The 26,477-nt window shown below is 59.6% G+C and carries 17 protein-coding genes and 1 tRNA gene; 4 read left to right on the top strand and 14 right to left on the bottom strand.

What is annotated here, in order from left to right; translation table 11 throughout:
• Positions 1–14: 14 nt before the first annotated feature.
• The 8 genes from AC3A4T_RS19990 to AC3A4T_RS19955 all read right to left on the bottom strand — a co-directional run bounded on the left by AC3A4T_RS19990 (position 15) and on the right by AC3A4T_RS19955 (position 13,103).
• A complete protein-coding gene (locus AC3A4T_RS19990) occupies positions 15–842 on the bottom strand; it encodes a hydroxypyruvate isomerase family protein (protein ID WP_487677103.1) in 828 nt (275 codons plus the stop codon).
• Between the two features lie 640 nt (positions 843–1,482).
• On the bottom strand, positions 1,483–2,199 hold the full coding sequence (locus tag AC3A4T_RS19985) for a M48 family metallopeptidase (RefSeq protein WP_487676983.1): 717 nt from the start codon (positions 2,197–2,199) through the stop codon (positions 1,483–1,485).
• Between the two features lie 3 nt (positions 2,200–2,202).
• Entirely contained in the window at positions 2,203–5,313 is a 3,111-nt protein-coding gene (locus tag AC3A4T_RS19980) for a type I restriction endonuclease subunit R (protein WP_487676982.1), read from the bottom strand.
• 42 nt (positions 5,314–5,355) lie between these two features.
• Positions 5,356–6,303, bottom strand: a complete 948-nt coding sequence (locus AC3A4T_RS19975) for an endonuclease NucS domain-containing protein (protein ID WP_487676981.1) — start codon at positions 6,301–6,303, stop codon at positions 5,356–5,358.
• The gene (locus AC3A4T_RS19970; protein ID WP_487676980.1) at positions 6,300–7,556 is read right to left on the bottom strand and encodes a restriction endonuclease subunit S; all 1,257 of its coding nucleotides are present in this window, start codon (positions 7,554–7,556) and stop codon (positions 6,300–6,302) included. The genes AC3A4T_RS19975 and AC3A4T_RS19970 overlap by 4 nt, the downstream gene beginning before the upstream one ends.
• An 8-nt stretch (positions 7,557–7,564) precedes the next feature.
• The gene (locus tag AC3A4T_RS19965) at positions 7,565–9,988 is read right to left on the bottom strand and encodes a type I restriction-modification system subunit M (RefSeq protein ID WP_487676979.1); all 2,424 of its coding nucleotides are present in this window, start codon (positions 9,986–9,988) and stop codon (positions 7,565–7,567) included.
• An 806-nt stretch (positions 9,989–10,794) separates the two neighbouring features.
• A complete protein-coding gene (locus tag AC3A4T_RS19960) occupies positions 10,795–12,558 on the bottom strand; it encodes a hypothetical protein (RefSeq protein WP_487676978.1) in 1,764 nt (587 codons plus the stop codon).
• Positions 12,559–12,677: 119 nt separating this feature from the next.
• Positions 12,678–13,103 carry a fucose-binding lectin II gene (locus AC3A4T_RS19955; protein ID WP_056106798.1) on the bottom strand — a complete coding sequence of 142 codons (426 nt, stop codon included), beginning with the start codon at positions 13,101–13,103 and terminating at the stop codon, positions 12,678–12,680.
• Positions 13,104–13,503: 400 nt separating this feature from the next.
• Here AC3A4T_RS19955 and AC3A4T_RS19950 point away from each other — a divergent pair, with 400 nt between their 5' ends.
• The 3 genes from AC3A4T_RS19950 (at position 13,504) to AC3A4T_RS19940 (ending at position 16,576) form a co-directional block, all read left to right on the top strand.
• Positions 13,504–13,836: a YegP family protein gene (locus tag AC3A4T_RS19950; protein WP_487676977.1), complete on the top strand. Its 333-nt coding sequence runs from the start codon at positions 13,504–13,506 to the stop codon at positions 13,834–13,836.
• Positions 13,837–14,325: 489 nt separating this feature from the next.
• Positions 14,326–15,519, top strand: a complete 1,194-nt coding sequence (locus AC3A4T_RS19945) for a hypothetical protein (RefSeq protein ID WP_487676976.1) — start codon at positions 14,326–14,328, stop codon at positions 15,517–15,519.
• A 724-nt stretch (positions 15,520–16,243) separates the two neighbouring features.
• Positions 16,244–16,576: a hypothetical protein gene (locus AC3A4T_RS19940; RefSeq protein ID WP_487676975.1), complete on the top strand. Its 333-nt coding sequence runs from the start codon at positions 16,244–16,246 to the stop codon at positions 16,574–16,576.
• A gap of 430 nt (positions 16,577–17,006) precedes the next feature.
• Here the strand turns inward: AC3A4T_RS19940 and AC3A4T_RS19935 are convergent, their stop codons facing one another.
• The 4 genes from AC3A4T_RS19935 to AC3A4T_RS19920 all read right to left on the bottom strand — a co-directional run bounded on the left by AC3A4T_RS19935 (position 17,007) and on the right by AC3A4T_RS19920 (position 21,947).
• The gene (locus tag AC3A4T_RS19935) at positions 17,007–17,879 is read right to left on the bottom strand and encodes an ion transporter (RefSeq protein WP_487676974.1); all 873 of its coding nucleotides are present in this window, start codon (positions 17,877–17,879) and stop codon (positions 17,007–17,009) included.
• Between the two features lie 62 nt (positions 17,880–17,941).
• Entirely contained in the window at positions 17,942–18,376 is a 435-nt protein-coding gene (locus AC3A4T_RS19930; protein WP_487676973.1) for a hypothetical protein, read from the bottom strand.
• A 586-nt stretch (positions 18,377–18,962) separates the two neighbouring features.
• Entirely contained in the window at positions 18,963–20,441 is a 1,479-nt protein-coding gene (locus tag AC3A4T_RS19925) for a SulP family inorganic anion transporter (RefSeq protein ID WP_487676972.1), read from the bottom strand.
• Between the two features lie 663 nt (positions 20,442–21,104).
• A complete protein-coding gene (locus AC3A4T_RS19920) occupies positions 21,105–21,947 on the bottom strand; it encodes an oxidoreductase (RefSeq protein ID WP_487676971.1) in 843 nt (280 codons plus the stop codon).
• A 100-nt stretch (positions 21,948–22,047) separates the two neighbouring features.
• Here AC3A4T_RS19920 and AC3A4T_RS19915 point away from each other — a divergent pair, with 100 nt between their 5' ends.
• A complete protein-coding gene (locus AC3A4T_RS19915) occupies positions 22,048–23,010 on the top strand; it encodes an AraC family transcriptional regulator (RefSeq protein ID WP_487676970.1) in 963 nt (320 codons plus the stop codon).
• Positions 23,011–23,724: 714 nt separating this feature from the next.
• Here the strand turns inward: AC3A4T_RS19915 and AC3A4T_RS19910 are convergent.
• Both AC3A4T_RS19910 and AC3A4T_RS19905 read right to left on the bottom strand, forming a co-directional pair.
• Positions 23,725–23,800: transfer RNA gene (locus tag AC3A4T_RS19910), tRNA-Ile, on the bottom strand.
• A 213-nt stretch (positions 23,801–24,013) separates the two neighbouring features.
• On the bottom strand, positions 24,014–26,326 hold the full coding sequence (locus tag AC3A4T_RS19905; RefSeq protein WP_487677102.1) for a GH92 family glycosyl hydrolase: 2,313 nt from the start codon (positions 26,324–26,326) through the stop codon (positions 24,014–24,016).
• Between the last annotated feature and the right edge of the window lie 151 nt (positions 26,327–26,477).

Genomic DNA, 26,477 nt, shown 5'->3' with positions numbered 1-26,477 from the left:
GGTGGATATCGATTTCAAACGTCGCACAAACGTATCGCCTCACGCAGCGAGGCGACGGGATCGGGCGCCTGCGGCATGAACTCCTGCGCCAGATAGCCGGCGAAGCCGGTGTCGCGGATCGCGCGGCAGATCGCGGGATAATTGAGTTCCTGATCCGCGCCGATCTCATGCCGGCCGGGTACGCCGGCGGTGTGGTAATGCTTGAAGAAGGCATGGTGCTTGCGGATGCTGGCGATGATGTCGCCTTCCATGATCTGCATGTGATAGATGTCGTAGAGCAGGCCGAAGTTGTCCGAACCGATCCGCTTGCACAACTCGATACCCCACGCGGAGTGATCGCAAAGGTAGTCGGGGTGATCCACCCGGGAATTCAGCAGTTCCATCACCAGTACGACGCCGCGCTTCTCGGCATGCCCGAGAATGCGCTTGAGCCCCGCCTCCGCGTTCGCCATCCCCACCGCGGGATCCATGCCGTTGCGATTGCCGGAGAAGCAGATGAGGTTGCGGTAACCGGCGTCCGCCACCAGGTCGATGTGGCGGGTGTAGCGCTCCAACAACTGATCGTGGAACTCGGTGGCGGCGAAGCCCTTGGTCAGGCCGATCTCCGCGCCATTGCACATCGAGCTGTCCACGCCGTGCGCTTTCAAGGTCGGCCAGTCGTCCGGGCCGACCAGATCGATGGCGGAAAAGCCGATGTCCTTCACTATCCGGCAAAGCTGATCGACCGACTGCTTCGGGAACGTCCAACGCGCGACGGAATGCTTCAGGTTGCCCTTGAGCGGCTTTGTCGCCGCAAGCCCGGGCGTAACCGCGCCCGCGGCCAGCCCGAGACCGGCCATCATCGCGGCGCCAATCGCGTTTCGCCGTGTGAGTTTGGGGTTCAAGGAACTCATCGCGGCGTCCTCAAACCACAAACGAAAGATTTCCCGGACGAATCTTTCGAGGCATCGCCTCTGCTGCAGGATGCATATCCGTCACTGATTCGTTGCGTCGGTTGGATCGAATAGATACCCATCTATCTTCCGGCCTCCCAACCGGCGCGAAACCTTGAAATTCGCCAAGATGCAATCGATTGCACCATAAACAACGCGGCGCGTCACCGCAAGGCTTCCGAGGTCGAATTTTATGCTGCAAGGCACAACGAAAACGACGCGAAATCCGCAGTCCCTCGCGATCCGACCGTTAGATGATTTTATGGTGGTCGTCCGCGCGGATGGCATCGTGCGTCGCCGCGGCGATCGTGTTCGCCATGCGGAACATGTCGGGCATCAGCCGCGAGGAATGAATGGTTAAAGATTTCTAATTGACTCTGCGCGGATCGCGAATGGTTCGGATCGCAGTAACCAGGTACGCACAGCCAACGCTATGACATTTTTCACCGCAACACCCAAGATCAGCACGCCAACAGCGAGCTATCTCTTGATGAGAGCAGCGTGATATCGACCTGTCCACACAAGACCGGCCTGAATACTTTCCGAAAATTCAGTAGTGCCAGTCCTCATGCCTAACAGGCAACTTGTTCAGCTGCCTCCTTAGGTGCTGCCAGTGCGGCAGGTACACATCCATCAGCGCCGTGAACCGTTCATTGTGAGTCGACTCCAGCAGATGCACGAGTTCATGCACAACGATGTATTCCAAACACTCAGGCGGCTTTTTAGCCAGGTCAGTGTTAAGCCGGATGTAACCTGAGCTTGGCGTACAGCTGCCCCACTTGGTCTTCATGCGCTGAACGAAGACCCGATTTGCCTTTACTCCCATCAAGGGCTCCCACTTGGCTAGCAATCCAGGCATCGCATCACGCACCTGCTGGCGATACCAGCCGTCAAGCACTTCCTCGCATCGGGCTTGGTCGGCACCTGGGCGCACCTGAAGCAGCAACTTGCGGGGAGTCAAAGCTACTGATGGTGCGGCATCGGCAACGCTGATCTCCAGCAAGTAGCGCTTTCCCCATAGGTAATGGCTTTCCTTGTTCAAGAATTCGCGAGGCGTTTCGCGCTCCTGGGACTGCAGCTTGCGCTGCTGTGCGCGGATCCAAGCAAGCTTCGAGATAACAAACAACCGGATCGTCTCCAGATCCATGCCTTGTGGCGCAGCCACGCGTACCTTGCCCGCTGGCGGCAGCACGCTCAGGTGCACGTGTTTGATCGCCTTGCGAGTGACCTCGGCGCGCAACACACCGAGATCTAGAACGTCGTGCACTTGTCAGTACTCCTTCTGCGCAAAGACGATCGGGAATATACGACTGACTTCATGGATGTCCTGCAGCACCTCAAACATCGCTTGTTTAACCATCTGTTCCTTCGCCACCACGCCACGCCACCCATCCGGCCGCCTTGACTTGATTGCGGCATCTAGAGCCAGAGCCTGCTCTAGCGCATGCGTCTTGCCGGCATAGGACACTTCGGGCTCCCGCACGGCATTGGTGACGACGCGGTCCTTCAGGTTGTTGTAAAGCGCCAGTTGTCCCGTCGTCTTTAGCTGCAGGGGTGTGTCGTCAGCCCGACCCGCGCTAACCTTCTTAACGATATCGGCAATGCGTGCTAGGTAGTCCTCGTACTCCACTGCCCGCTCTTTACGCAAGCGGATTATTTCGTCCAGCAGTGCTGACATTTTTGCGAAGAATGCCGGATCGGTCAGTTGTTCTTTCAGTATCTTGCTGCGGACGTTGTTCTCTATCGTTTCAGCAATCGACTCTTTGTTGCCTTTCATCTCTCCGAGACGTTCGGCGATCGCATCGGCGATACCAGTTTTGACTATGAGTTCGAGCAGGCCGATACCATCGAAAGGCGAGATCTTTCGTGGTGCTTGAGCCTCGATGTAGGTGTCAATGAGGTGGCGCATATCCGCTTCATACGGCTTCAGGTCCAGAGTCTCGCCTGCGGCCTTGCGGATAATCTCGCGCAAGTCAAGATAACGCCTCTGCAGGCTCTTCAGGTGATCGATCTGCGCGCACGTGTAGCCGGCCGCTTCCAACTCATCAGCCACGTTGGCGTAGGCCCGCACCAATGCCACCACGGCCTTATAGAGCGCCACTCGATGGGGCTCGCGTGCCTCCAGATCATCGGCAATCTCGGTATTGCCGCAGAAGTAGTGAATATGGTCCAGATCTCCCTTGGGTGGTTGCACCGGCTCGCACAGCAAAGCCAGAGCCTCGACCGCGTCGTCCAGGCGCTCCCTTCCGGCCTCCAGTCGATCTTTGAGCAGAATCTCCGGATCCGCGCCTTCCACACTGTGGGCCAGCTCCGAAGTGTAGACAGCTATGGCTTTCTCAACCTTCTTGAACAAATCTTTGTAGTCGACGATGTGGCCAAAATCCTTATCGTCGCCATCCAGTCGATTGGTGCGGCAGATGGCCTGAAACAGGCCATGATCCTGCATCGACTTGTCGATGTAGAGGTAGGTGCAGGGCGGCGCATCAAAACCCGTCAGCAGCTTGTCCACCACGATTAGCAGTTTCATATTTGCGGGTGACTTGACGAAGCGATTCTTGACCTGTTGTTCGTAGGTCTCGGTCTTGGTCTTGCCCGCCTCCGCCACCACGTCCTTGAGCAGCTCGGTGTAGGTGTTGTAAATGAATTGCTTGTCGCTCTCGGTATTGGCGCCAGTCTCTTCCTTGCTCACATCCGATGCCTGTGGGTTATAGGAGGTGACCACCGCGCACCGCCCCTTGAATGCGGTTTTGCCGAACAAAACAAAATACTTGCAAGCCTCGTAGATGCTGGACGCCACCAGCATGGCATTGCCGCGCTCATTGGAGAGTCGTGGTTTGACGGCAAAGTCGAAGACGATATCGGCCACCACCCGGTCCATGCGGGCGCGAGAGCTGAGCACGTTTTGCATCGTGCCCCATTGCCTCTTCAGCTCGTCCTTCTGCCAATCGTTCAAGGCTTTGGTCTTGGCCTCGAACCATTGATCGATCTGCTCGCTGTTACCTAGCTTTTGGTCGATGTCTCGGGCCTCATAGGCCAAGTCCAGCACCACTTTGTCTTCCACCGCTTCCGCGAATTTGTAGGTGTGGATGTATCCGCCGAACACCTCCAGGCTGGTCTGCGCATCCGACTTCAGTAATGGCGTGCCGGTAAAACCAATGAACACCGCGTTGGGCATCATCGCCTTCATCAGCCGGTGTAGCTTGCCGCCCTGCGTTCGATGGCACTCGTCCACAAAAACGTAGACCTCACCCTGGGTCTGGCTGGGCTGCGCAGCCAGGTCGCGCAGGAAGGTCTCGAAATCGTCCACATCACGCCGGCCGAACTTGTGCACCAGCGAGCAGAGCAGTCGCGGGTTGGGCTGCGCCAGTTGGGCCATCAGGTCGCGGCCGCTCTGGCTGCGGTGGATCTTCTCTCCCGCGTCCTTGAACACCCGCTCGATCTGGCCGTCCAGCTCATCTCGGTCGGTGATGATGGCCACACGCGCCGCCGGCTTGTTCTCCAGGATCCAGCGGGCCAGCAGCACCATCAAGATGCTCTTACCCGCCCCCTGCGTGTGCCAGATGATGCCGCCACGCCGTTGCTGCACGTGGTCTTGTGCAGCCTTGATGCCGAAGTACTGGTGCACACGAGGCAGTTTCTTTACGCCACCATCGAAAAGCACGAAGTCCCGAATCAGTTCCAGCAACCGGTCTTTGCGACAAAGCTTGGCCAAGTACTTATCGAGCTTGTAGCCGACGTTGTCGGCCTCATCTTCCTTCCAGGCCAAAAAGTACTTTTCCTGGGTTTCGATGGCGCCGTAACGCAGGCCTTCCGAGTCGTTTCCCGCCATCACCAGTTGGACCGTACTGAAGAACCAATCGTTGAATTCCGGCTTCTGGTTGGACAAGCACTGGCGGATGCCCTCGCCCAGTCCCACGCGACTGCTCTTCAATTCCAGCACGCCAACGGCGATGCCGTTGAGATAGAGCACGATGTCGGGGCGGCGCTCGTGCTCACCCTTCAGCGTCACTTCTTCGGCGACGGCGAAATCGTTGTTGGCGGGCGTGCTCCAATCCACCAAATGCACGGTCTCATTCACTTGGCCGGCCGCCAGCTTCACCGGGATGCCGTAGCGCAACAGCTGATACACCGCCTCATTGGCGGCATAGAGCGTGCGTCCATGCACCAAGGCTTCAGCGCGCAGCTTATGAAGTGCGGCGCTGATATGCGCTTGGCTATAACCGCGACGGTTCAAGAACGCTGTCAGCAGGCCGTCATCTATGCAGTCATTGCCCGAACGGTCGGACCAGTCCCCCAGGTAGCGATAGTCCAATTGCTCGGCAAAAAGTTCCACTACCCGTTTCTGGGTGACACGTTCCGGCTTGCTAATGAGATCCTTCATCGCTCCACATCCCTCGCTTGTCGCGGCCGTTGTTCTTTACCGTCAGTGTTTGATCAGTTTGAAGCTCACGTGGTAACGGTAGAAACTGATGTTGGGTACGGCGAGCAAGGCCCAGCGCAGTTTCTGATCATCGTCCAGCGCTATGATCGCGCCTTCGACGATTTGGTGTGGCTCGGCGATCTGTTCTTTCACATAGCCCATGTAGCGCAGGATCTGGCCCACCACCACATCGGACGCACGGCCGCGCTTGAGTTCCACCACCAGCAGACGTTGGCCATCCTTGCTGACGGCTAGAACGTCGATAGGCCCAGCGTCAGTACCGTACTGCTGGCCTACCAGCTCACCATCTTCCTCGTAGATCTTAAAGTGCTGAGCCAGTTCGGTTTGCGCCCAGTTTTTAACCAGGAAGTCCTCCAGGTGTTTCTCCATCGCAAACGCCACCGGGTCTTCCACCACTGGGTCAGTCGCCACGATGACAGGCGTTGTCTGGCCCGGCAGCACGGCCAGGAACTGCTCGATCTCATGGTGGTGTTGAGTGATCGTGCTCACCGTGCCGATGGAGCCAGTGGAGTTGCGCAACGCCTCGCTCATGGCCGCGCGAGCGATAGTCACCGGCAGCCAGTTCACCTGGCGGCGATGCGGCAGTTCCTGATCGGGCACGTAGCGGTATTCGCCCTCGACGATGCCCACATGGTAGATACCCGTACCGTCCGGGCTCAACACCACGTCACCGGGACGAATGCCCTTGGCCACCGTCCACAATGCACCGCAGGCCAGTCCCGCCGAGATCTTGCTCTTGTGCGGGTGGCCGGCCAGGAACACTGGGATGAAGGCTGCGTTGAACTGCCGCCATGCGTCGGGCAGATGGCCACTGAGGTCTTGCTCGATGCCGAAGTCGGCACCGATAAAGCCACCGGCCAGGCATTCGGCGGCGTGGGCGCTCTGGCGGCCTAGCATTACGCGGTAGTAGCTCTTGGCAGACTGTGTCATGCGCAGGGCTCCGCAAGGCGGATGCGGCCGGTTAGCAAGGCCTGAGCCATCGCTTGCTTAAGGGCGCGTGCTTTAGTGAGGCGGGATTCAAGAGTAGCGATATCGGTGTCGATATCGGCGAGAACTGCGGCGATGGCCTGCTGTTCGGCTACTTCAGGAAGATGCAGCTCGTATCTAGCCATGTCTCGAGCATAGAGGTGGAATACCGTCGAGCCAGTGACCAACTCTAAAACGCGCTCCGGCCACAATCGAATCAAGTTACTGAGAAACGGACCATGCAGCACATTGGAATCAGCTCTGATCACCAATATGTCTCCGCCCAGAGCCACACCGCGTTGCAACACACAACTGGCCTTGGCCAGGCCGCCCGGCGTGACATCTGATGTTGGCATAAGCACATCGTTTCTTAGCGATGTAGGGCCGCGCGGCGGCGTTTGCATGAAACTCTTTACTGCATCAATAACAGCACTGTATTCGGTAAAAAGCTGACCGTAGTGGATACAAGGGAATTGACCATCTGACGACAGCGCCGCCTTGCTCAGACCCGATCCCTTAAGAAAAATTGCTACATCGGCAAGGCGAAAATGCTTCCAGGCAGCCACAAACCCCGGTAACCGCCGCTTTCCGGTGAGCAGTTCCTGCATGGCGCCTTGCTTGATCTGGCGCTTCTTTGCCAGCAATTTCTCCAGCGAGTTGATTAGCTCATCGGCGTCATCAAGTGATCTCGCGACCGCATCTTGCTCCGCGCGGTGTTTTGGAAGAAGTACGGAAATGGCCCGCAATACGGAAGCACTCAGTGAAGGGAGTGCCGTCGTTGCGACCAAATTGCTAAACCGAATGGATTGCAGTTGATGGCAGACGTATGAAGCAGAAACGTCAGAATCTACGACGAGCGCAGACAAATTGTTATCTATGCAGCTGGTGTGTGCAACCATCCGCTTGCGCTCGAGGAAGACTGCTGCACCTACCTTGGCGAAGATAATCGCGCTGGCGGGAATCTTGCGAGCTCCAATCTTCCGCCTAACCGCGTCCGAGACATAGTGATTGGCAACCTCAAATCGATGCTCGTTACCTGGATTGCTGAAATCAGACACCTTTAAAAACGGGAAGTCACCATCGGCTCCGCCCTGATAGCGTAAGGCGAAAGCACTTCCGCCCACGATCTGTCCAAGCTCCCCAAGAGGGAGAGTTGTCCAGTCTGTTGGCCTCCCAAAGACGCTTTCGTTTGCGGACTGCCCAAGCGGCGTATCCACTTGACAATTCACCTCCATGTGAACCCCATCTTCGACAGATGCCCCGCCACCCGCGCCTCTACCGTCTCCACCTGCTCCACCAACTCCGACATCGTCCGCCCGTATCGCTCTGCCAGTTCCTTCACCCGCCCTGTCAGTGCTTGGCTCACCTGACTCAGCTCGCCCTGTACAACCATACCCAACGACTCCATCCACTTATGATCCACCACCAACGTCTTCACTTCGTCCGCCGTCAGCTTTGGGTAGCGCGCCAAGGCCTTCGAATCCAGCTCGGCATCCAACATCCTGATGCGCTTCTTCAACATGCTCACCTGCTCTGACACAGCCAGCCACTTCTTCAGCACGGCAAGCTCATCGGCTGCATCCTCGTCACGCCCGATTTCCCTGATGCGCGACTTCACTTCCTTGTCGCTGATCTTGTCGAAGCCAGAAAACACCGCGTCATCGCCGCTGTGTTCTTCTTCCAGCTCAATCTGCGTGGCCTGGGTGTTTTCTAGCTCCACGGCCAGGTGATCTAGCACGGCCCGCTCGGACGCAAAGTGGTGCTTCAACAGCAGGGCCTTGGGCACCAAGTCACAGGCCCAGCCCTTGTCCACAGTCTTACCCGGTGAGCCGTCCTTATTCTTCTTAGTCTCCAGCACGCGATAGGGCTGCGCCTTCCAGCCGTCTTGTGCGACTAGGTAGGCGTCGTCCTGCATCGTCTCGGCCCAATAATCCATCAAGTGCTGGTAAACGGCGTAGGGATCGATTAAGGCTTGTGCGGTGGGTTGGTGTTCATAGTGGGCCAGCAAGCCTTCCGCCAGTTCGTGGATTAGCGCCTTGGGTTTGAAGCCGGGCACTAGAATCTTGAGCCGCTGGGTCACCGGCGCGCGCCATGCGTCAAAGTGGCCATTCATGGCCTTGGTAAAGGCCTGGAATTCGGGGTGTTGATGAATGGCCGGCTTGATAGCGGCCGAGGTGACCGTCAAATCCAAATAGCCAAGCCGACGCGGCTGGAACAAGACAGCTCGCAGTTGCGGGCACACGGCCCAATAACGGCTTAGCGCGTCCACGTCGGCCTGAGGAATCCCGCCATTGAGATGTGCATCGATATCTTGCTGGTCTTCTGGCGCGCTGCTGTCGATATAGCGCGACAGGTTGAGGTTGAAGTCGTTTTTTTTAATCTCGTCCAGGCCCACCATGCGTGCGTAGCGCGGAGCGCTTTCACCCAACGTAGTGAAAGCATCGACGATGCGGTGGATGTCGCGCTCACGCAGCCGATTCTTGGGGCCGTCCTTCATGAAGCCCTGACTGGCATCGATCATGAAGATGCCCTTGCGCGCCGCCGCGCCGGCCTTGTCGATAACGATAATGCAGGCCGGGATGCCGGTGCCGTAAAACAGATTGGCCGGCAGGCCGATGACGGCCTGGATCAAGCCGCGCCGTACCAAGCTCTTGCGGATTTCGGCCTCGGCGTTGCCGCGAAACAACACGCCGTGCGGCAGGATGCAGGCGCCTCGGCCGGTGGGTTTGAGCGAGCGGATGATGTGCAGCAGGTAAGCGTAGTCGCCCTGCTTGTCGGGCGGCGTGCCGAAGCCTTCGAAGCGCTGGTAGGGGTCGCCGTTCAAGCCGTTGCTCCAGCGCTTGTCTGAGAACGGCGGATTGGCCACCACGTAGTCGAAGGTCTTGAGCCGGTCGCCGTCCAGGAACTTCGGGTCGGCCAGGGTGTTGCCCTGCTCGATCACCGCACCGGGGTTGTGGTGCAGGATCATGTTCATGCGGGCCAGGCCGCTGGTGACTTCCTCCTTTTCCTGGCCGTAGACACTCACTGGCGTAGGTGCGGCCTCGGCCACCTTCAGCAGCAGCGAGCCCGAGCCGCAGGTGGGGTCGTATACCGTGGTGTTGGGGCTGGTCTTGGCCTTGGCGATACCCAGCACCTGAGCCATTACCCGGCTGACCTCGGCCGGGGTATAGAACTGCCCCTTGCTCTTGCCACTCTCAGTGGCGAAATGGCGCATCAGGTATTCGTAGGCATCGCCCAGGATGTCATCGCCATCGGCGCGATGGCGGCTGAAGTCCAGGTCCTGGGATTCGAAGATGCCGATCAGGTTGGTGAGCTTATCGACCTTTTCCTTGCCCTGGCCCAGCAACGCGTCGTCGTTGAAATCGGCCTTGATGCGCAGGCGGTTGGCTTCTTCCAGCGGGCGAATGATCTTCTTGTTGATCTGGTCGCCGATGTCGCTCTTGCCCTTGAGCGCCACCATGTCGGCAAAGCTGGCGCCATCGGGGACCTTGATGGCTGCAAAGGGCTGGCCGGCATACTTGTCGCTGATGTACTTGATGAACAGCAGGACCAGCACGTAGTCCTTGTACTGACTGGCATCCATACCGCCACGTAACTCATCGCACGAGGCCCAGAGTTTGGAATAGAGATCGGATTTCTTGATGGGCATGAGGCCTGAACTTCCTTCTTAGAACGCAACGTGCCCGTACACAGGCGTGCACAGACGGGTCTAGCCGCGAGATCATAGCTGGCTCGGGTAAGGCCTGAAATGCATTTGTGCTGGCGATCTACCTCTTAAAGGGGCCTTTTATGGACCGATTCGCCGAATGTAGTTGGGGGTGGCGCGCAGGCATAACTCACTCACCTCACCCTCGATGGAGTTGGCGAAATATCCACGGCGTTGAAGCCGCCTGGCGGACAGAACCCCAAGAGCACCATCTACCGCGCCTGCCGCACAGCTTATGGCTGCATTGCCATCGCAAGTTGGCCCAAAGGGAAAACTTATGCTTCCAAGAGCACAGACGCGGGTTTGAGTTCGGGAGGGTGGTGTAGCCACGGGAACCCGGTTCAAGCCCTTTATGGGCTAACGGGGGCTCATGGGGGCCAACGAGGGTCATTGGGGGTCGGCTCGCGGAGACGTTGCGGGCGTTGGCTTTTGCAGCCGAGTACCTGGCGGGCACTCTACGCGCCCGCGATTCTCACCGGCAGCGCTGGCCTCGGCCATGCCGTCTAACGTCAATCGCGGCGTCAGTGCCGAAGCGTTTGAACGCGCCTCACGTTGAGGCCGGTCAGTATGTGACTTCGCTTCGCAGCTCGACCGAGCCCGCTACTCGACAGACGGATTCAATCCTGAGCACAACGATGGGATCAGGTTGAGCCACCCGGACTTTTCGCAGCGTGGTGCCAAGCTCCAGGGCGCCGCGCGACCATAACGCATGACCCGGAAGCGAGAACGCTTCCGGGCCCGCGCACTACTTAATAGACCAGATATTCCAGACGTTTCGCGCTCAACTCCGCGGACGATTCGTTGCGCACGTCGGCACTGAAGCCTTGCCCGGTCAGGGTGCTCTGGCTGATCAGGAAGCTGAAGATACTCGGCCCCTTGCCTGTTGTTTTGTCCCTGGGGTATTGCGCGTTGCCGTGGCAACCCATGCATCCGCCCATCACCAGTTGGTCGCTGTTCGGCGGCAACTTCTTAACGCCCAGGATGCTCGGCAGCCCGCGCTTGGCAAGCAGGGTGAATTGCTGCTGGTCGGGATCGGGATCCTTGACGCCGCCCTTGAACAACTGGATGCCAGGCTGGCTGCTCTCGATCACGATATTCGCCAGGTAAAAGTCCTGAGTAAGCGGATCGGGCTTGGCCGGCGTGACCGAGCTGTCCTCGTTGGTGGGCAACACCTGCAGCCCTACGAGACGGTAATAGCGCCACACCGAATTCTTGAACGCGGGCGCGCTGGCCATCGCTTGCTGGACTTCGTTGTTGACGTCATACACCGCGCTTGTCGCTACCGGTGGATTCTGGACCTTGATCGGACCCGAAAATCCGGGCGGCAAGGTGAATTTCCCGGCAATGACATCGTAGCCGTGGGCGCTGTCTATCGCGCCCGCCAAGGGCAGCGTGACCGCTGTGCGGTTGGAGCCCGAATTGAGGATCGCCGTCGGCCGCGTCCCTGACGGTACCGATGCATCGTATTGCATCTGGTCATACAGATTGATGAGATACAAGCCGGTGTCTTTGTTGTCCGGCGTGGTCAGGCTGTCCACCTGTTCGAAGGTGGTGTAGACGAAGGTCGGGTAGTTTTCCATCTTGCGCAGGATGTGCAGGCCGACCAGTCCGAAGGTCGCCACCCGAGCCTGAGTCACGCCGTTTTCCTTGTAGTAGTACAAGGCCTCGGCCGTGTGATAGCGGCCGGACGCGATCAAGGCGGGCGTCATTTCCCGCCATGCCGACTTGACCTCCACCGATTCGTTCTGGTTCGTCGCGTTGGGAGGCAATTCGAGCGAAGCCGGGGGATTTCCGGCGTTGTAGATGGATTTTATATAGTCGTATTCGACTGGATTCACCTTGGCCTGGAACAAGATGATGTGATCGTCCTGAGGATTGGGCGACGGCGTGTTGCCGTTCTTCGGGAAGAAGATCTGGTTCTGGCCGATCTGGGTGTTTTCGTCGAGATTGTTGAATCGGGCGTCGGTCGACGCGACCTTCAGATTCGCCTGGAAGACGTACTCGGGATCCAGGGTGGCCAAGTTCCCTTTGGGCGCCGATCCCGCGGGAAAGAGCTCGGACCGATGAGCGAAGGTTTCCCACACCAACTGATTGCCGCTGAAGTTGGAAGCGCCGGTTCTGCCGCTCTGGTAGAAGTCGCTGGCGCCGGATGCGGCGAAGTTGCGGCTCGGATCGATGCTGCCCCGCACTACCGGAGACTTGCCGGCGGCATCGACACCGTTCTTCTGCGCCGGCGAATTGAAGTGGATGAACTGCCGCCAGGCAAAGCGGGCGTATTCCGCATGAGTGATGTTGGGGTTGTAAGGGTCGTAGTTGTACGCTGGCGGAGCGACGGGCAAAGCTGCCGGGGTCGCGGTCAGATCAGCCGCGGTGATCGGCGCGCCGCCCGGAAACGGTGTTGCTTGATCCTTGGCGGCCGATGAAACGGCGACAGCGGGTTCGGTTTTCGTACACGATGCGGACATCGCCAGCACACTGGCGAGTGCGCCGAACATAAGGATCCTGGTCTTCATTGCCGCACTCCGTCATTGTTGCGCCGCGCGGCGAATCCACGCGATCCATCGCGGCAGCCATGGGAATTCATGAGGTGTCGTGCCTCCCCCGCTTCAGTCGGGAACGGGGGCGGTGGCGGTCAGCCTACGTACGCGTACCACTGGATCACGAAGCTGGTGTCGTTGTAATCCATATCGCCACCGTCTTCCGTCACGTACAGGGTGCCACCGCCGAATACCTTGTTATTGATGAAGAACTGGACCGGATTGCCCGCCGAGACCAGCGGAACGTTCGGCCCGCTGCTGCCGAACTGGACCTGCATCCCGGACGCCATGGTGAACCGACCGGCGCCGTTCTGGAGGAAGCCGACGTTGACGCCGCTTCCCGAGATCGGAAAGCTCGCCTGACTGCCATCCAGGCAATGGAAACTGATGGGCCGGTTGTTGGCGTCGATGATCTGGACGTATTGCGTGTACTCGGCCTGATGCATCGCCGTGAACGTCACGAGCATGCCGTCGGGGATATAGGCCAGGGATTGAGCGGCCGACCATTGAACGCCTGCCATGATGAAATCTCCTTGTCTTGATTGGCTTCCAGGATTGAGTGAGGCAACGCTGCTACCTTCACCGACTCCCACGGAGCCGGTGATTGCCGTTGAAACACGCGGGCTTGAATTAGAAAACAGTGCTTCGCGCGACGACGTTCCCCGAACGGCGACACAGGGCGATAAGTGACGAAGTAGTCTCAGGGTTCATCGACAGCCTTTTCCGCGATTCAACGCAAACACCGTCGCCTCAGGCTCGAGCATCTGCGTCTTGGCGCATCACCAGCTACTACGCTGTCAGGCGGAAGCTGCGGCCAGTTTTTTTGTCGATGCTTGATTGAGCTCACAAAATTCGACCTCTACTTCGCGCCAATGCGACCTCGCTCGCACAAGAATCAATAACCAGCGAGCGAGAAACTCCATGCGCGCAGCAGCCAGATCGGCGCTGATGCTTCGAAGAAAAAGTCGATTCGCCCTGAAGGCGGGCAAACACGAGACGACCCTCATGAGCGATATCTGCAACGCGAAGAGCAGCGCGGAGGACGGAATCGAATCAGTAGAGAAGAGTTTCACGCTCGACGAACGCTACGAGCGGGAGGACTCAAGCAACGGCAGGCCGATGTTCAATCTCAAAGCATCGAATGGCCAGATCATCGGCACCAGCGAGCTTTACTCGCGCGCCTCAGCCCGGGACGGGGGCATAGCCTCGGTGAAAGCGAACGGGCCGGCGGCAGAAGTCGGCGATCAGACTTGATTAAATTCCGGGATCGCGGAGTGGGGCCCCTCGCCCCTTTTTCACGCCAGGCATTGGCCGTGAAGCGGCTTCGGCAACGAAGACAGGAAGTACACGCTCCTGGTCAAGACGGGGGCGGGCTAGAGGATCACTGCTGTTGCTTGGTGGGGCAATCTATAACCCCAGCCATTTTGGCCTGTTTGGCCTGTCCGATCTGGCGCGACCGGCCAACCGGCTGGGTGCATTCAACACACGCCTCACAGCAGACTGCGTGATGACGAAATGGACATGGACAAGCGTTCGGGGCGTCCTCGATGGAGCCACGTATGAATGCAGCTTGCCGATGCCCGAGGGACGGATACTGGCGATTCTTCGACGAAGGCCGGGCCTTGAAGATGCGAATCAGCTGTTGGCCGCGATACGATATCGATTCCGTAGATTGCCGGCGACGGCAATCTGCGTTTCCTATGCAAAACCGGGCACTAACAACGCGCTACAGGGAGAGCCATGATGGATGTGGAGATAAAAGGGATGCGGGGCGCATCACGTGCTGCGCTGATGATGGCGCTGACGTGCGCATCGACAGCCGTTAACGCGAACGTTCTGATGTTCCACGGGCAAGGGGAAGCGGGTAACCGCCAACTTTACTTCGCGAATCTATCGAGCATTGCGGACCGTACCCCGATGGACGACATCCTCGGCTCAACTTCCGTATTCGAGATGGAAGTGCTGACTGTTTACGAAGGCGTCGAAGGCCCCGACTGGTCCGCGACAAAGCTGCAGTTCGAATGTCCGGCGCCCACGGCGCCCCAATGGCCGGGTTCGCGCAAGAAGAAGCAAACCGAACCGGCATCGCCGCGGCCATTGCGTTGGCGTGTCGGCAATCGAAGCTACCAGCTCATGCGCGACGCGGCGGAAGTGCCGGTCGCGCCGACCGCATGGGCGCCGGTGACCGATCAGGCTATCGGCAAGGCCGGGCTTCTGGCGTGCAACGAGCTTGTGGTGCGCGATGCGATTCGCAGCAGTGGCGCATCGTCCGGCGTCGACAACGCCAAGCTCAACGCTTCGCTGGCGCCAATCGGTGTCGGTGGCGTCGCATGGGTGCAGGACACCGTGAACGTCCTTGGCTTGCGAACCCTTGCGTGGAACCAACTGTGGAAGCGAGAGCGGCCGAAGGGCAAAGCCGACAGGCAACTGACTGCCGCCGAGTTGGCCAAGAGCAATGCAGCCCTGGAAGGTGTTGCGAAGGATATGTCGCGGCTGAATGACCAAGCCAATGCGTTCGCGAAGCCGCATGTTGAGGCTCACGGAGCCGATCAAGCATTTCTAGCCCAGGTCGCTCAAGTGCGCGGCGGGCGACAGGTGACGCAGCTAGAATCGTCGATGCTGATGGTCTGGCTGGCCAAGCCCCAGGAACTGGTCGCGGCCCGCCTAGGCGCGAATCCACGCCTCAGCGAGGTGGGAAACCTGCGTTTCATTAGCTACTCGAACCAATCGGACACCCGGTCGGCAACCGTAAGCGCAGCTTCAGGCCGTGTGATACAGCAACACGGCGCTTTCGCAGCTTGCACGGTGAGCTTCGTCCTGGCACAGGACTCCAAGAGCGTGTGGCGCGTAGCCGACATCAGAATCGAGGCCGACGGGCCTGCCGGCAGTTTGTGCCGATCCTTGTTGAACACGCCCGAAGGCGGAACCTTGGAATGACGAATCCTTCGGTCAGTATCACAAGTGTCGTGACCCAAGACAGCATTGATCGTGAAAAATCGGGCCTCAGTATGAATCGCCATCAGTAGCCATATCGTTCAAGTGTTCGATGCGGGGCTTGCCAAATTGCGGCCCAGGCGCTTGCGTTGGAACATCAAGTGGAGCGCAACGACTGCGGCAACCCGGAGTCGCACGGGTCGCCGCCAACGTCGACTGCGATCACGGCGAACGCGAAGCCTGCGAACGGAGGTTGAAGGAACGGTTGCCGAGGCGTTACGAGCCTGTGCATTTCCGCTCGCCCCGGCATCAGACTCCGTCGGACCTGAGATACCCATCCGATGCTTGCACGGGCCGCAAGGCACCGGGTCCGCTGCGGGTACCGTCGATGAAGCCGATCCGATCGATGTTCACCGTTCGGCCCTAGTGGGTGTTGTTGTGCAGCAACAGCGTGCGCTTATCCCAGTTGACGCGCTTCAACACCCCTTGCTCGATCGTCGGGTTGATTGAACTGTCATGCCTGCCCAGCTCATCAGGCACTTTCCGACCGGATATTGCTTGAGATCAGCATCGAAAGTGCGTGAATTCTTCGGCTCATTACCGAACGTACTGATGGTGCCGACGTCCCCGAACTTGCATTCGACAAGGTCTTCGCGCTCGACTTTTCCGTCAAGACCCACGCCGTGATGCCAGACGACAGTATCGCTCCTATTCCAGATTTCGCGCCGTGTTCCGACAACTGATCGCCGGTGTATTTCCGAACTACGACCTCCCGACACTGCAAGGCGCGCTTGCCGCGCAGGTTCTCAGCGGCGTGGATCGCGTTTTTCGCGGTCCCGAACGTGAGAGCCGCCAGAAACAGTTGTTCGAGATCGTCCAACACTACGACTTAGCTCGTTGGGGACATGATTTTCTGCAATCTGTACGCACCGATGAACAGTCGTCAACAATCGCTCCGCCTCGGCAAGATTTGACGGGAGAAGAACCGCTCGTCGGCAGGCTTCTTCATTCAGCAGAACCCATTATCGTGGACCTGGAACGGATGTCCGAGGCTGGATAGTCAACGAATGTGGTTCGGCAGCCTCAAGGCTTCATCTGGCAGCGCGCACGTCGTTAGGATCAAAAGTGAGGCAAGCAGCGGACATGCATTGCAATCAGGCATTGGACGAAGACCAAGCTACAAAGCCACGCAGCACAGGCCGTGCCCGCGCTGCGTGGCGATACAGACCCAGCAAGCCCGCCGCCGGAATGCGCAGGTGGATTCTTCGTTACAAGCCCAAGAGCAAGATTAAATAGAAATGCATACCCGAAACTTCACACAGGGGAAGAATCGCAGGCTCGACAAGGGTAGAGAACTCACCAGCCGGTTGGCTACACGTTTCGTCTCAGGTCAGCACCAAGCTGATGAACGATTGGCCCGATCCTTCGCGACGCGGAAGTAGTTCATTGCTACCGTCAATGAGTCACAACTCTTTCAACAGGCGCGCCGTTCACCCCATCGGCGCAGGCAATTGATGCCCGCAGTTGCGGCAGAACAGTGCATCCGGATCGTGCCCTTCCAAGGCGCAATGTGGACAGCCGCGCCGGTCCAGGTGACCGCGCTCGTGGCTCGCCTCGCGCAGACTGCTGGCCAATTCGGCGGTATATATCCCGGTCGGAACAGCAATGACGCTATAGCCGATCAGGATCAGCACCGACGTAACAAAGCGACCCAACGTGGTCGCTGGCGCGATATCGCCGAAGCCGACCGTCGCCATGGTCACAATGGCCCAATACATGCTGGTCGGGATGCTGGTGAAACCGTGTTGCGGCCCTTCAATCACGTACATCAGCGCGCCAAATATCACCACGACGGTGAGCACGGCGCAGATGAATACAAAGATCTTGCGCCGGCTACGCCACAATGCGCCGATCAGCACGCCACCTTCCTCGACGTACTGGGTCAGTTTGAGAATGCGGAACAGACGCAGGATGCGCAGGATGCGCACTACCAGCAGGCTCTGGCTACCGGGCAGTAGCAGCGACAGAAACGTCGGAAGGATCGACACCAGGTCAATGAGACCCCAACTGCTCAGAGCATAGCGCCATGGCCGCCGCACTACCGCCAGGCGCATTGCGTACTCCAGGCTAAAGAGCACGGTAAAAATCCACTCCAATGCATACAGCCAGCGCGACCAGCGGGCATGAATGCCCTCCACGCTGTCGAACATGATCACCAGAACGCTCGCCAGGATTAGCCCGATTAACAGCAGGTCAAAGTTTCGCGACGGCGGGGTGTCGTGGCGATAGATGATGTCGAACCAGCGTCGACGCCAGCCGGCTTCGGTCGCCGGGTTGAGTTGGGGGTCCAGCAATAGACGCATGCCCTACTCCATTTCGGCTGCGACAGGCTATGAAGTGTCTGGGGATTTAAAGGCCGGGCGATTTACAGCCAGTCTTTTGTGCTGACATCCTTGACGCAATCTGCCCAGCGGGGCCCGCATTGCGCTGACTCCGCCGCGCACAGCTCTTCACTCGCACGCCAGGCTTCAATCTTACTTGAGCCACGGCCGACAAGGACTCGTCCAGCGGAAAGATCAATAACGCCTGTCGCGACCGTGGTTGTGGAGCTGCCTGCCATGCCGGCCCACGTCATAAACGCAGCGTACTCATTGCGGTAATTGGCAATGCTTTTGCAGCTCTCGCCGCCACTTTTCTCTTCGCGGCGATTGAGTGCGGCGCGTGCGGCGCTACGTTTGCTTGTTGGTTCGACCGCAACGCCCCCTTTCTCCCGTGAAGGCAACTGCCAACGCGGATCGTTGCTGTGACCGATCGCGCCAATTGGGGCGGAGTAAGCGAACGCGCCATACGCCTTGAGCACAAAGTCCCGTGGCGGTGGCGGCGGAGATGGGACGGCAGGCATTGGTCTGGGCTGATTCTGCGACCAAGCGTTGGGCGGGATGCGGCCGGGATCGTTAGGGATGCCAGCCGGACATTGCGCCCTCGCGATGTTTCCCCAATGGGCGCCGATGATACTCGCCAACACCAGAGTACTCGCTAGCGACCAAGCGTATCGTCTACTGATCATAGGCCTGACAAATCCCGCAACCTGTTATACATCTATCTTGGCAGATCAGCCGCGATGCACGGAGATCTGTCTATGCAATTCCTAGCGCCTCAATCTGCGTTCGCCATCTGATTCTATGCCAAGTTAACGAACGATAGCCCTGCATTAGAGAAGGCAGCGTCGTGAAGCGGCTTCGGCTCGGAGACGTAATACATATGCGCTCGATTACTGATCAGGCGAGGCGGTGGTTGACGCCCATAACCGATCGTGCGCGCAAGTAGCGATTCATGGTCCGAGCGACGCGCCTGTCTCAGCCGACGAGCGCTATTGACCCAAGAGCGGTCATTCTGGAATGCATCGCCTTAGCGGAGATTGCCTTTAGACGCGACGCCTTTCGGAATCAATGGCCAGCAGCCGAACTGGCGTTATCACCCCGGTGTTTGCTGATACGCTCGATCAACGTATCGCTGGCCTCGTTAAGGCCGATTACTTCGACTTCCGCTCCGTGCGCACGCAGCTTCAGTACCACCCGATCTAGCGCGCCCACCGCGCTGAGGTCCCAGAAGTGCGCGTGAGCCAGGTCGATCACCACCTTCTTCGGCGCGTGCAGGTAATCGAAGCTGTTGGCAAATTGAGCGGCGTCGGCGAAGAACACCTGCCCCCTCACTTCGTACACGCGCGTGCCGTCGGCTTCATCGTGATCAGTCACCTGCAGCATCGCACTGACGCGACGGCTGAATGACAGCGCGGTTAGCAATACTCCGGTCAACACGCCCTTGGCGAGATCATGCGTGGCGACGGTGACGATCACGGTGGCGAGCATAATGAGCGTAGCGCTCTTCGGATAGGTCTTAATGTCGGTGAAGGACTTCCACTGGAAGGTGCCGATGCTGACCATAATCATCACCGCCACCAGCGCCGCCATCGGAATTCGCGACACCCAATCGGAGCCATACACCACGAGCAACAACAGCACCACGCCAGCGATCAGGCACGACAGCCGCCCGCGTCCGCCGGATGTTACGTTAATCACCGATTGCCCGATCATCGCGCAGCCGGCCATACCGCCGAAAAATCCTGTCACTATGTTGGCCGCGCCCTGTCCGGCGCATTCGCGCCTGCGGTTGGTCGGGGTGTCAGTCATGTCCTCAACGATCTGCGCGGTCATCAATGATTCGAGCAGGCCGACGACCGCCAACGTAGCCGACACCGGGAGCAGGATCTTCAGCGTTTCCCAGGTGAACGGCACATCCGGGAACAGGAACACCGGCAAGCTGTCAGGCAGATCGCCCATGTCTCCAACGGTACGGATGTCTAAGCCCAGCAAGATGCATACTGCAGTCAACACGATGATCGCAACCAGTGGCGAGGGAATCGCTTTGGTCAACACAGGAAGCAGGTAGATGATGCCGAGTCCCGCCGCACACACCGCGTAGACCGGCCACGGCATGCCGATGAGCTCGGGGAGCTGCGCGAGGAAGATCAGGATCGCCAAGGCATTCACGAAGCCGGTCACGACAGAGCGCGACACGAAGCGCATCAGCGTGTTCAACCGTAACACTCCCGCCACGATCTGGAGCACGCCAGTGAGAATGGTGGCTGCGAACAGATATTGAAGACCGTGATCCTTCACAAGGTCGACCATCACTAAGGCCATTGCACCGGTCGCGGCGGAAATCATTCCGGGGCGACCACCGGCCACGGCCGTGACCACTGCGATGCAGAAGGACGCGTACAGACCGACCTTGGGGTCAACGCCTGCAATGATAGAAAACGCAATCGCTTCTGGAATGAGCGCGAGCGCAACCAGCAAGCCGGAAAGAATGTCGCCACGAACATTACCGAACCACTGCTCGCGCAGTGAATAGACCACGGACATGAATTGACTCCGTGCGCGCCGGTTGCCGGCACGCGGTGTAGAAGAATAGAAACGCAGACCCACTCGCCGCCACGGTTCGCGGCAGCACTGTCATATCGGAGGTGAGTCAGGGCGGAGTCATCAGCGGAGTCGGTCCAAATGCAGGCGCAGTTTAGTGCAGCCTGGTAGATCGCTCAACTTGGCCGCCTGCGCCGTTGGCACCTCCCGGCGGCCCTCGCCTCCGGCTGGCTGCTGCTTTCGGCTCACTTCGCAGATCGAAGCGTTTGTTCGGAAATCGGCTGGCGGTGTAGGCCCGGGCTGGGAGTACCACCTCGGCATGCTGGTTGCTGCTCGCGAAGGTAAGCCGCTTCCGTCATTCGTCGACTACTATCCGGCGCAAAAGGCGCACTACCTGGAAGGTACGTAGGCACCGGTTGCCACAGCAGTGCGTGCATGCGCCGATTCAGGACCTGCACGTACCAGCGCGACGACCCGCCCTTTGGACGTCTAGCCGCGAAGCGGCTTCGGCTCAGTTACATCGTTGACAATGTGGCCACCGAATAACGCACCTGTGAAAGTACACGCTGGCCCCTGTTTTCTCTCCCAGTTTCGTCGGCCGCGCGACGAAACTGCGGTGGCGCTCGCAGGCTAGATTTTCTTACGATCATCCCCCCGGCGAGGCGCTCAGGCCTGCAAACTATCGGTCGAGCGCGTAACGTCCTCCCAGCGATCGATCTCGCCGTTCAACTCGACCAGCTTCTTGCGCACCAGATCGAGGGCATCGCTCCCCAGCAACAGATGCGCTGGCGGCGAATCGCTGTCGATCACCTTCAGCATGGCCCGCGCCGCTTTTTCCGGATCGCCGAGTTGCTGCCCGCTCTTTTGTTGGCGGGCCTCGCGGACCGGATCGAACAAGCCGTCGTAATCGCCGATCGAACGCGGCGTTCTGACCATCGAACGTCCCGCCCAATCGGTGCGGAATGAACCCGGTGCCACCGCTGTCACCGCGATGCCGAGCGGCCCGACTTCCTTGCCGAGCGTTTCCGATATACCTTCCAACGCGAATTTGCTGCCGCAGTAGTAGGAAATCCCCGGCATGGTGATGTAACCACCCATCGACGTGATGTTGAGGATATGTCCGCGGCGTCGATCTCGCATATAAGGCAGCACGGCCTTTATCATCGCCACCGCGCCGAACACGTTGACCTCGAACTGTCGCCGCATCTCGGCCAACGGCGACTCTTCCATAACGCCTTCGTGACCGTATCCGGCGTTGTTGACCAACACATCGATCGGTCCGACGGTCCGCTCGATTTCGGCTACCACCGTATCGATCGAACCGAAGTCGGTGACGTCGAGCAGGCGACCGATCGCATTCGCACCAGCCGAGGTTTCGAACTCGGCGCGGGCTCGCTCGCTCCGCACCGTGCCCACGACGCGATGGCCCGTCGAGAGCGCCCCGCGGGCCAGGGCACGACCGAATCCGCTGCTGACTCCGGTGATCAATAAGGTCTTAGGGGCTTTCATGGTGGCGGTTCCTGTAAGAGGAGACCGCACAATAGGATTATCCGCACGCGGATTTTACGCCTTATCGTCTACATTCATTGCCTATTTCTCTGATTCGCCCATGTCCGTGAAAAAGGCCGAGCCCACCATGGAAGACGAAAGCCGGCGCATCAAAGCTCTCGCGTGCCAGCTGGCGCCGCAAGAGGGCTACAACCTCACCGCCCTACCCGGCGTGCGCCTGCTGCGTTCGGATCGCGCGCTGTCGCGAACGCCGGTGCTGTACGACCCCGGCATCGTGATCGTCTGCCAAGGCCGCAAGCGCGGCTATTTCGGCGAACAGGTTTTTCTCTACGACGAGCAGCATTACCTCGCGGTGGCCATGCCCGTGCCGTTCACGATGGAATCCGACGGTAGTCCCGAGCATCCGTTGTTGGCGATCTATTTGCATCTGGATTTTCAGATCGCCGCCGAACTGATGATCGAGATCGACCGCCATCCCTCACCACCCGACGATGAGCATGCGCCGCTCAGCATGATCTCCAGTCCGATGGGGCCGACGCTGCAGTATTCCGTTCTGCGTTTTCTGGAAGCGATGAATCACCCGTTGGAAGTCTCGGTGCTGGGGCCAGGCCTGCTGCGGGAAGTGTATTTCCGTGTGCTCACCGGTCCGCAAGGCACCGCCATGCGGTCGGCGCTCGGCATGCACGGACAGTTCGGAAAGATCGGCAAAGCGCTGCGCCGCATCCACGCCGCCTACGCGCAACCGATCACCCTGACACAACTGGCTGCGGAAGCCGACATGAGCGCGCCTACCTTCCATCATCATTTCAGAGCGGTGACGCGAACCTCGCCGATGCAATACCTGAAGTCGACGCGATTGCATCAAGCGCGCCTGTTGATGGTGCGCCAAGGCATGACCGCAGACGCCGCTGGTTACGCCGTCGGCTATGCGAGCGCATCGCAGTTCAATCGCGAGTTCAAACGGCTCTTCGGCCTGCCGCCCGCCGCGGAAGTGAAGCGGATGCGCGAGAACTTCGCGATACCGCCCGCGCTGGCGGCATCGGACTATGTTTCCTCGCATTGATTGGCCAAACCCGAAGTTTCGCCTGATCCATGCGTGCCTGCTGTATACCAACTCTTGAGATCCCTTTAGACATTGAACCTACCGCGCCAGAGGTGGACTCATTGGTCGGATCAGGCGGTTTGATGTGGCGCTGGGGTCAAAACGTCAAAACAACTGTTGACTCAGACCATTGCTAAGTCACTGATTCTTATATGCAACCAATGGTCGGCCGACCACAGGCTCGGAGAAAAAGGCCAGGAGAGAGGCGAAAAAATCACCAAACATCCCCTCTGTGGATAACTAGCCGACCAATGGAAAATGCCAAAAGCCTCGGAAATAAGGCCTTTTTCGTCGTTGCGACGGGGCGTAGAAAAAGTTGGAAGGGGAAGTTTGGCGCGCCCAGCGGGATGCAAACCTCCGACCAATGGCCAACGCCTACTTATCGCGACCAAATTTGCGCCGTGGTTTTCACGTTGAGTGTTCTGGTTGACCTGTTGACGGCCGAAAAACTCGCAAAAAAGTCCACGGCTAACCCATTGATCTACAAGACCCTGAAAAATGGGCCTTTGGTTCCGGGACCACAGGTAGGGAGAGGAGAGAGGGCTGACTGGCGAAATTTTCGCCAGACGGCGTTTTTCGCCGACTCTCCGAAACCACGGCCTTCGCAAAAAAGCCCAGAAATAAGGCGGTTTTGGAGTTCCGCGTCGGCGGAGAAAACCGCCCCAGGAAGAACGGTGGTGGGCCCACCAGGATTCGAACCTGGAACCAAAGGATTATGAGTCCTCTGCTCTAACCGTTGAGCTATAGGCCCGCGCGAGGCGCGAGCGGGAATTCTAAAGGCTTGGCGGGTCTGGCGTAAGCCGCGGTCGGGACGGCGGATACGGAAAAGGCCCGGGGTGCGGAAACCCGGGCCTTTCGTGGTTGCATCACTCACTGAGCCGTGGCTCGGTGTCGCGGCAAGGCGGCTGGTCGGCGCGTCAACCGGCCTCGACGGACGTGCCCACCCAACCCGGAGCCGCCACCCTCACCGCCCCACACTCATCGAATACGGCCGCAGTTTCGGATCCGTCGCCCATTCCTTGTTCGGCTGCGCCTGCATCACGAATCGCAATTCCCCGCCCGCGACGATTTCCTCATGCCGCAGGAAGCTGCGATTCAACGGTTTGCCGTTGAGGGTCGCGCTGCCGATGTAGGTATGCGCCTCGTCCAGCCCCTCGGCGATCACGCTGAAGCGCTTGCCATTGGGCAGGTTGAGGGTGGCGCGCGGCAGGAACGGGCGGCCGATGGCGTATTCGTTGCTCGCCGGGGCGACGGGGTAGAAGCCCAGGGCGGTGAAGACGTACCAGGCGGACATCTGGCCGAGGTCGTCGTTGCCGGCCAGGCCGTCGGGGCGCGGGGCGTATTGGGTCGCCATGATCTGCTTCAGACGCTCCTGGGTGCGCCAGGGTTGGCCGGCGTAGCCGTATAGATACGCGACGTGGTGGCTGGGTTCGTTGCCGTGCGCGTACCAGCCGATCAGGCCGGTGATGTCTTCCATGTGTTCGAAGATTTTCGGGTCGACCTTGGCGTCGAACACCTGGTCGAGTTTGTCGACCAGTTTGGCGTCGCCGCCGAGGGCCTGGGTCAGGCCGGCGACGTCCTGCGGTACGTACCACGAGTACTGCCAGGCGTTGCCTTCGGTGTAGTCGCTGCCGTAGCCGCTGACGGTCGGGTCGAAGGGTTCGCGGAAGCTGCCGTCGCGTTTGCGCGCGCGCATGAAGCCACTCGACGCGTCGAATGCATGTTTCCAGTTACCCGCACGCTTGGAGAATTGCGCGGCGATGTCCTTGCGCCCCATGTCTGCGGCCACGCGCGAAATCGTCCAATCATCGAACGCGTATTCCAGGGTTTTCGACGCGGCCTCGCCCTCTTCGTCGATCGGCACGTAGCCCAGCTCCATGTACTGGGCGATGCCGTCGTAGGGGCCGTAACTCGCGCTGGCGACCATCGCGTCCAGCGCTTCCTTGGTGTCGTAGCCGCGGATGCCTTTCATGTAGGCATCGGCGATCACCGGCACGGCGTGGTAGCCGACCATGCACCAGGTTTCCTGCCCATGGAACGCCCACACCGGCAGGATGCCGTAGGGGCTGTCGCGGCGCGACGCCAACAGCGAATTGATGAAGTCGTTATTACGTTGCTCGGGCTGCACCAGGGTCAGCAGCGGGTGCAGCGCGCGGTAGGTGTCCCACAACGAGAAGGTCGAGTGGTAACGAAACCCTTTCGCCTGATGCACGGCGTTATCGGGCCCGCGATAACGGCCGTCGCTGTCCATGAACAGACTCGGGCCCATCAGCGTGTGGTACAGCGCGGTGTAGAAACTCTTGCGCATCGGCTCGGGCGCGTCGGCGTCGATCGCCGACAAGGCTTGCGTCCAGGTGGCGCGCGCGTTGGCGCGCACGGCGTCGAAATCGAAGCCCGGCACTTCGGCTTCGAGGTTGGCGATCGCGTTGTCTTCGCTGACCGGCGAGATCGACACTTTCACCACCAAGTCTTTGCCGGCGGCGTCGTTGAAGTCGAAGCTGCCGACCAGCTGCCGGCCTTCGATCTGCGCACGCTTGCTCGGATCTTTTTCGCCCGGCGGCGGGAAGCCCTTGTAGGCGACATCGGCTTCGGTGTCGTGGAAACCGTGGCCACTGACCGGCCGCGAGAAGCGCATCGCGAAATACAGCTGCCGGCCCGGCGCCCAGCCGCGGGTTTCGCGAAAGCCGGTGACGGTGCCGTCGGCGCGCAGGCGCAGCCGCGACCACAGCACCTTGCCGGGGTAGTCGTACATGCTGGTGCGCAGGTCGATCAGCACGTGCGCGGCCTGCCCTTGCGGGAAGCGGTAGCGATGCACGCCGACGCGCTCGCTCGCGGTGAGTTCGGCGCGGATCTTGTAGTCGTCGAGAGTGACGGCGTAGTAGCCGGGCTGGGCGACTTCGTCGTCGTGGCGGAAGCTCGATCGGTAACCGCTGCGCGCGACCTTGGAATCGCCGCGCTCGAGTTTCACTTCGCCGGCGATCGGCATCAGCAGCACGTCGCCCAGGTCGGAATGGCCGGTGCCGGAAAAATGCGTGTGCGAGAAGCCGACGATGCTGCTGTCGCTGTAGCGGTAACCGGCGGCCCAGCCATAGGCGTCCTTGCGCGGCTTGATCTCGGTGTCGGGGCTGAGCTGGATCATGCCGAACGGCACGGTCGCGCCGGGGAAGGTGTGGCCCTCGCCGCCGGTGCCGATGAAGGGGTCGACCGCCTCATAGGCGCGGCGACCGGCCTCGTTGGCCGGCGCGGCGGACACGGCGAAGCTGCAAGCCACCAGCATCGCGGCACTCAGGCCGCGCCATAAACGACGCGCGCCGGGTGCCATGGCGGTAGGCTGGGGCAATTGGGTCGGCCGGGTCATCCGCAGTACTCCATCTCAGACAGGATCGGGGTGGGGCCGGCCGCCAGGGGATCGGGGCTGGACACTTTTA

The sequence above is a fragment of the Lysobacter sp. Soil_N_51 genome, assembly GCF_057655755.1.
The sequence above is the reverse complement of the archived record's forward strand: the minus strand, read 5'-3'. Positions and strand labels throughout refer to the sequence as shown.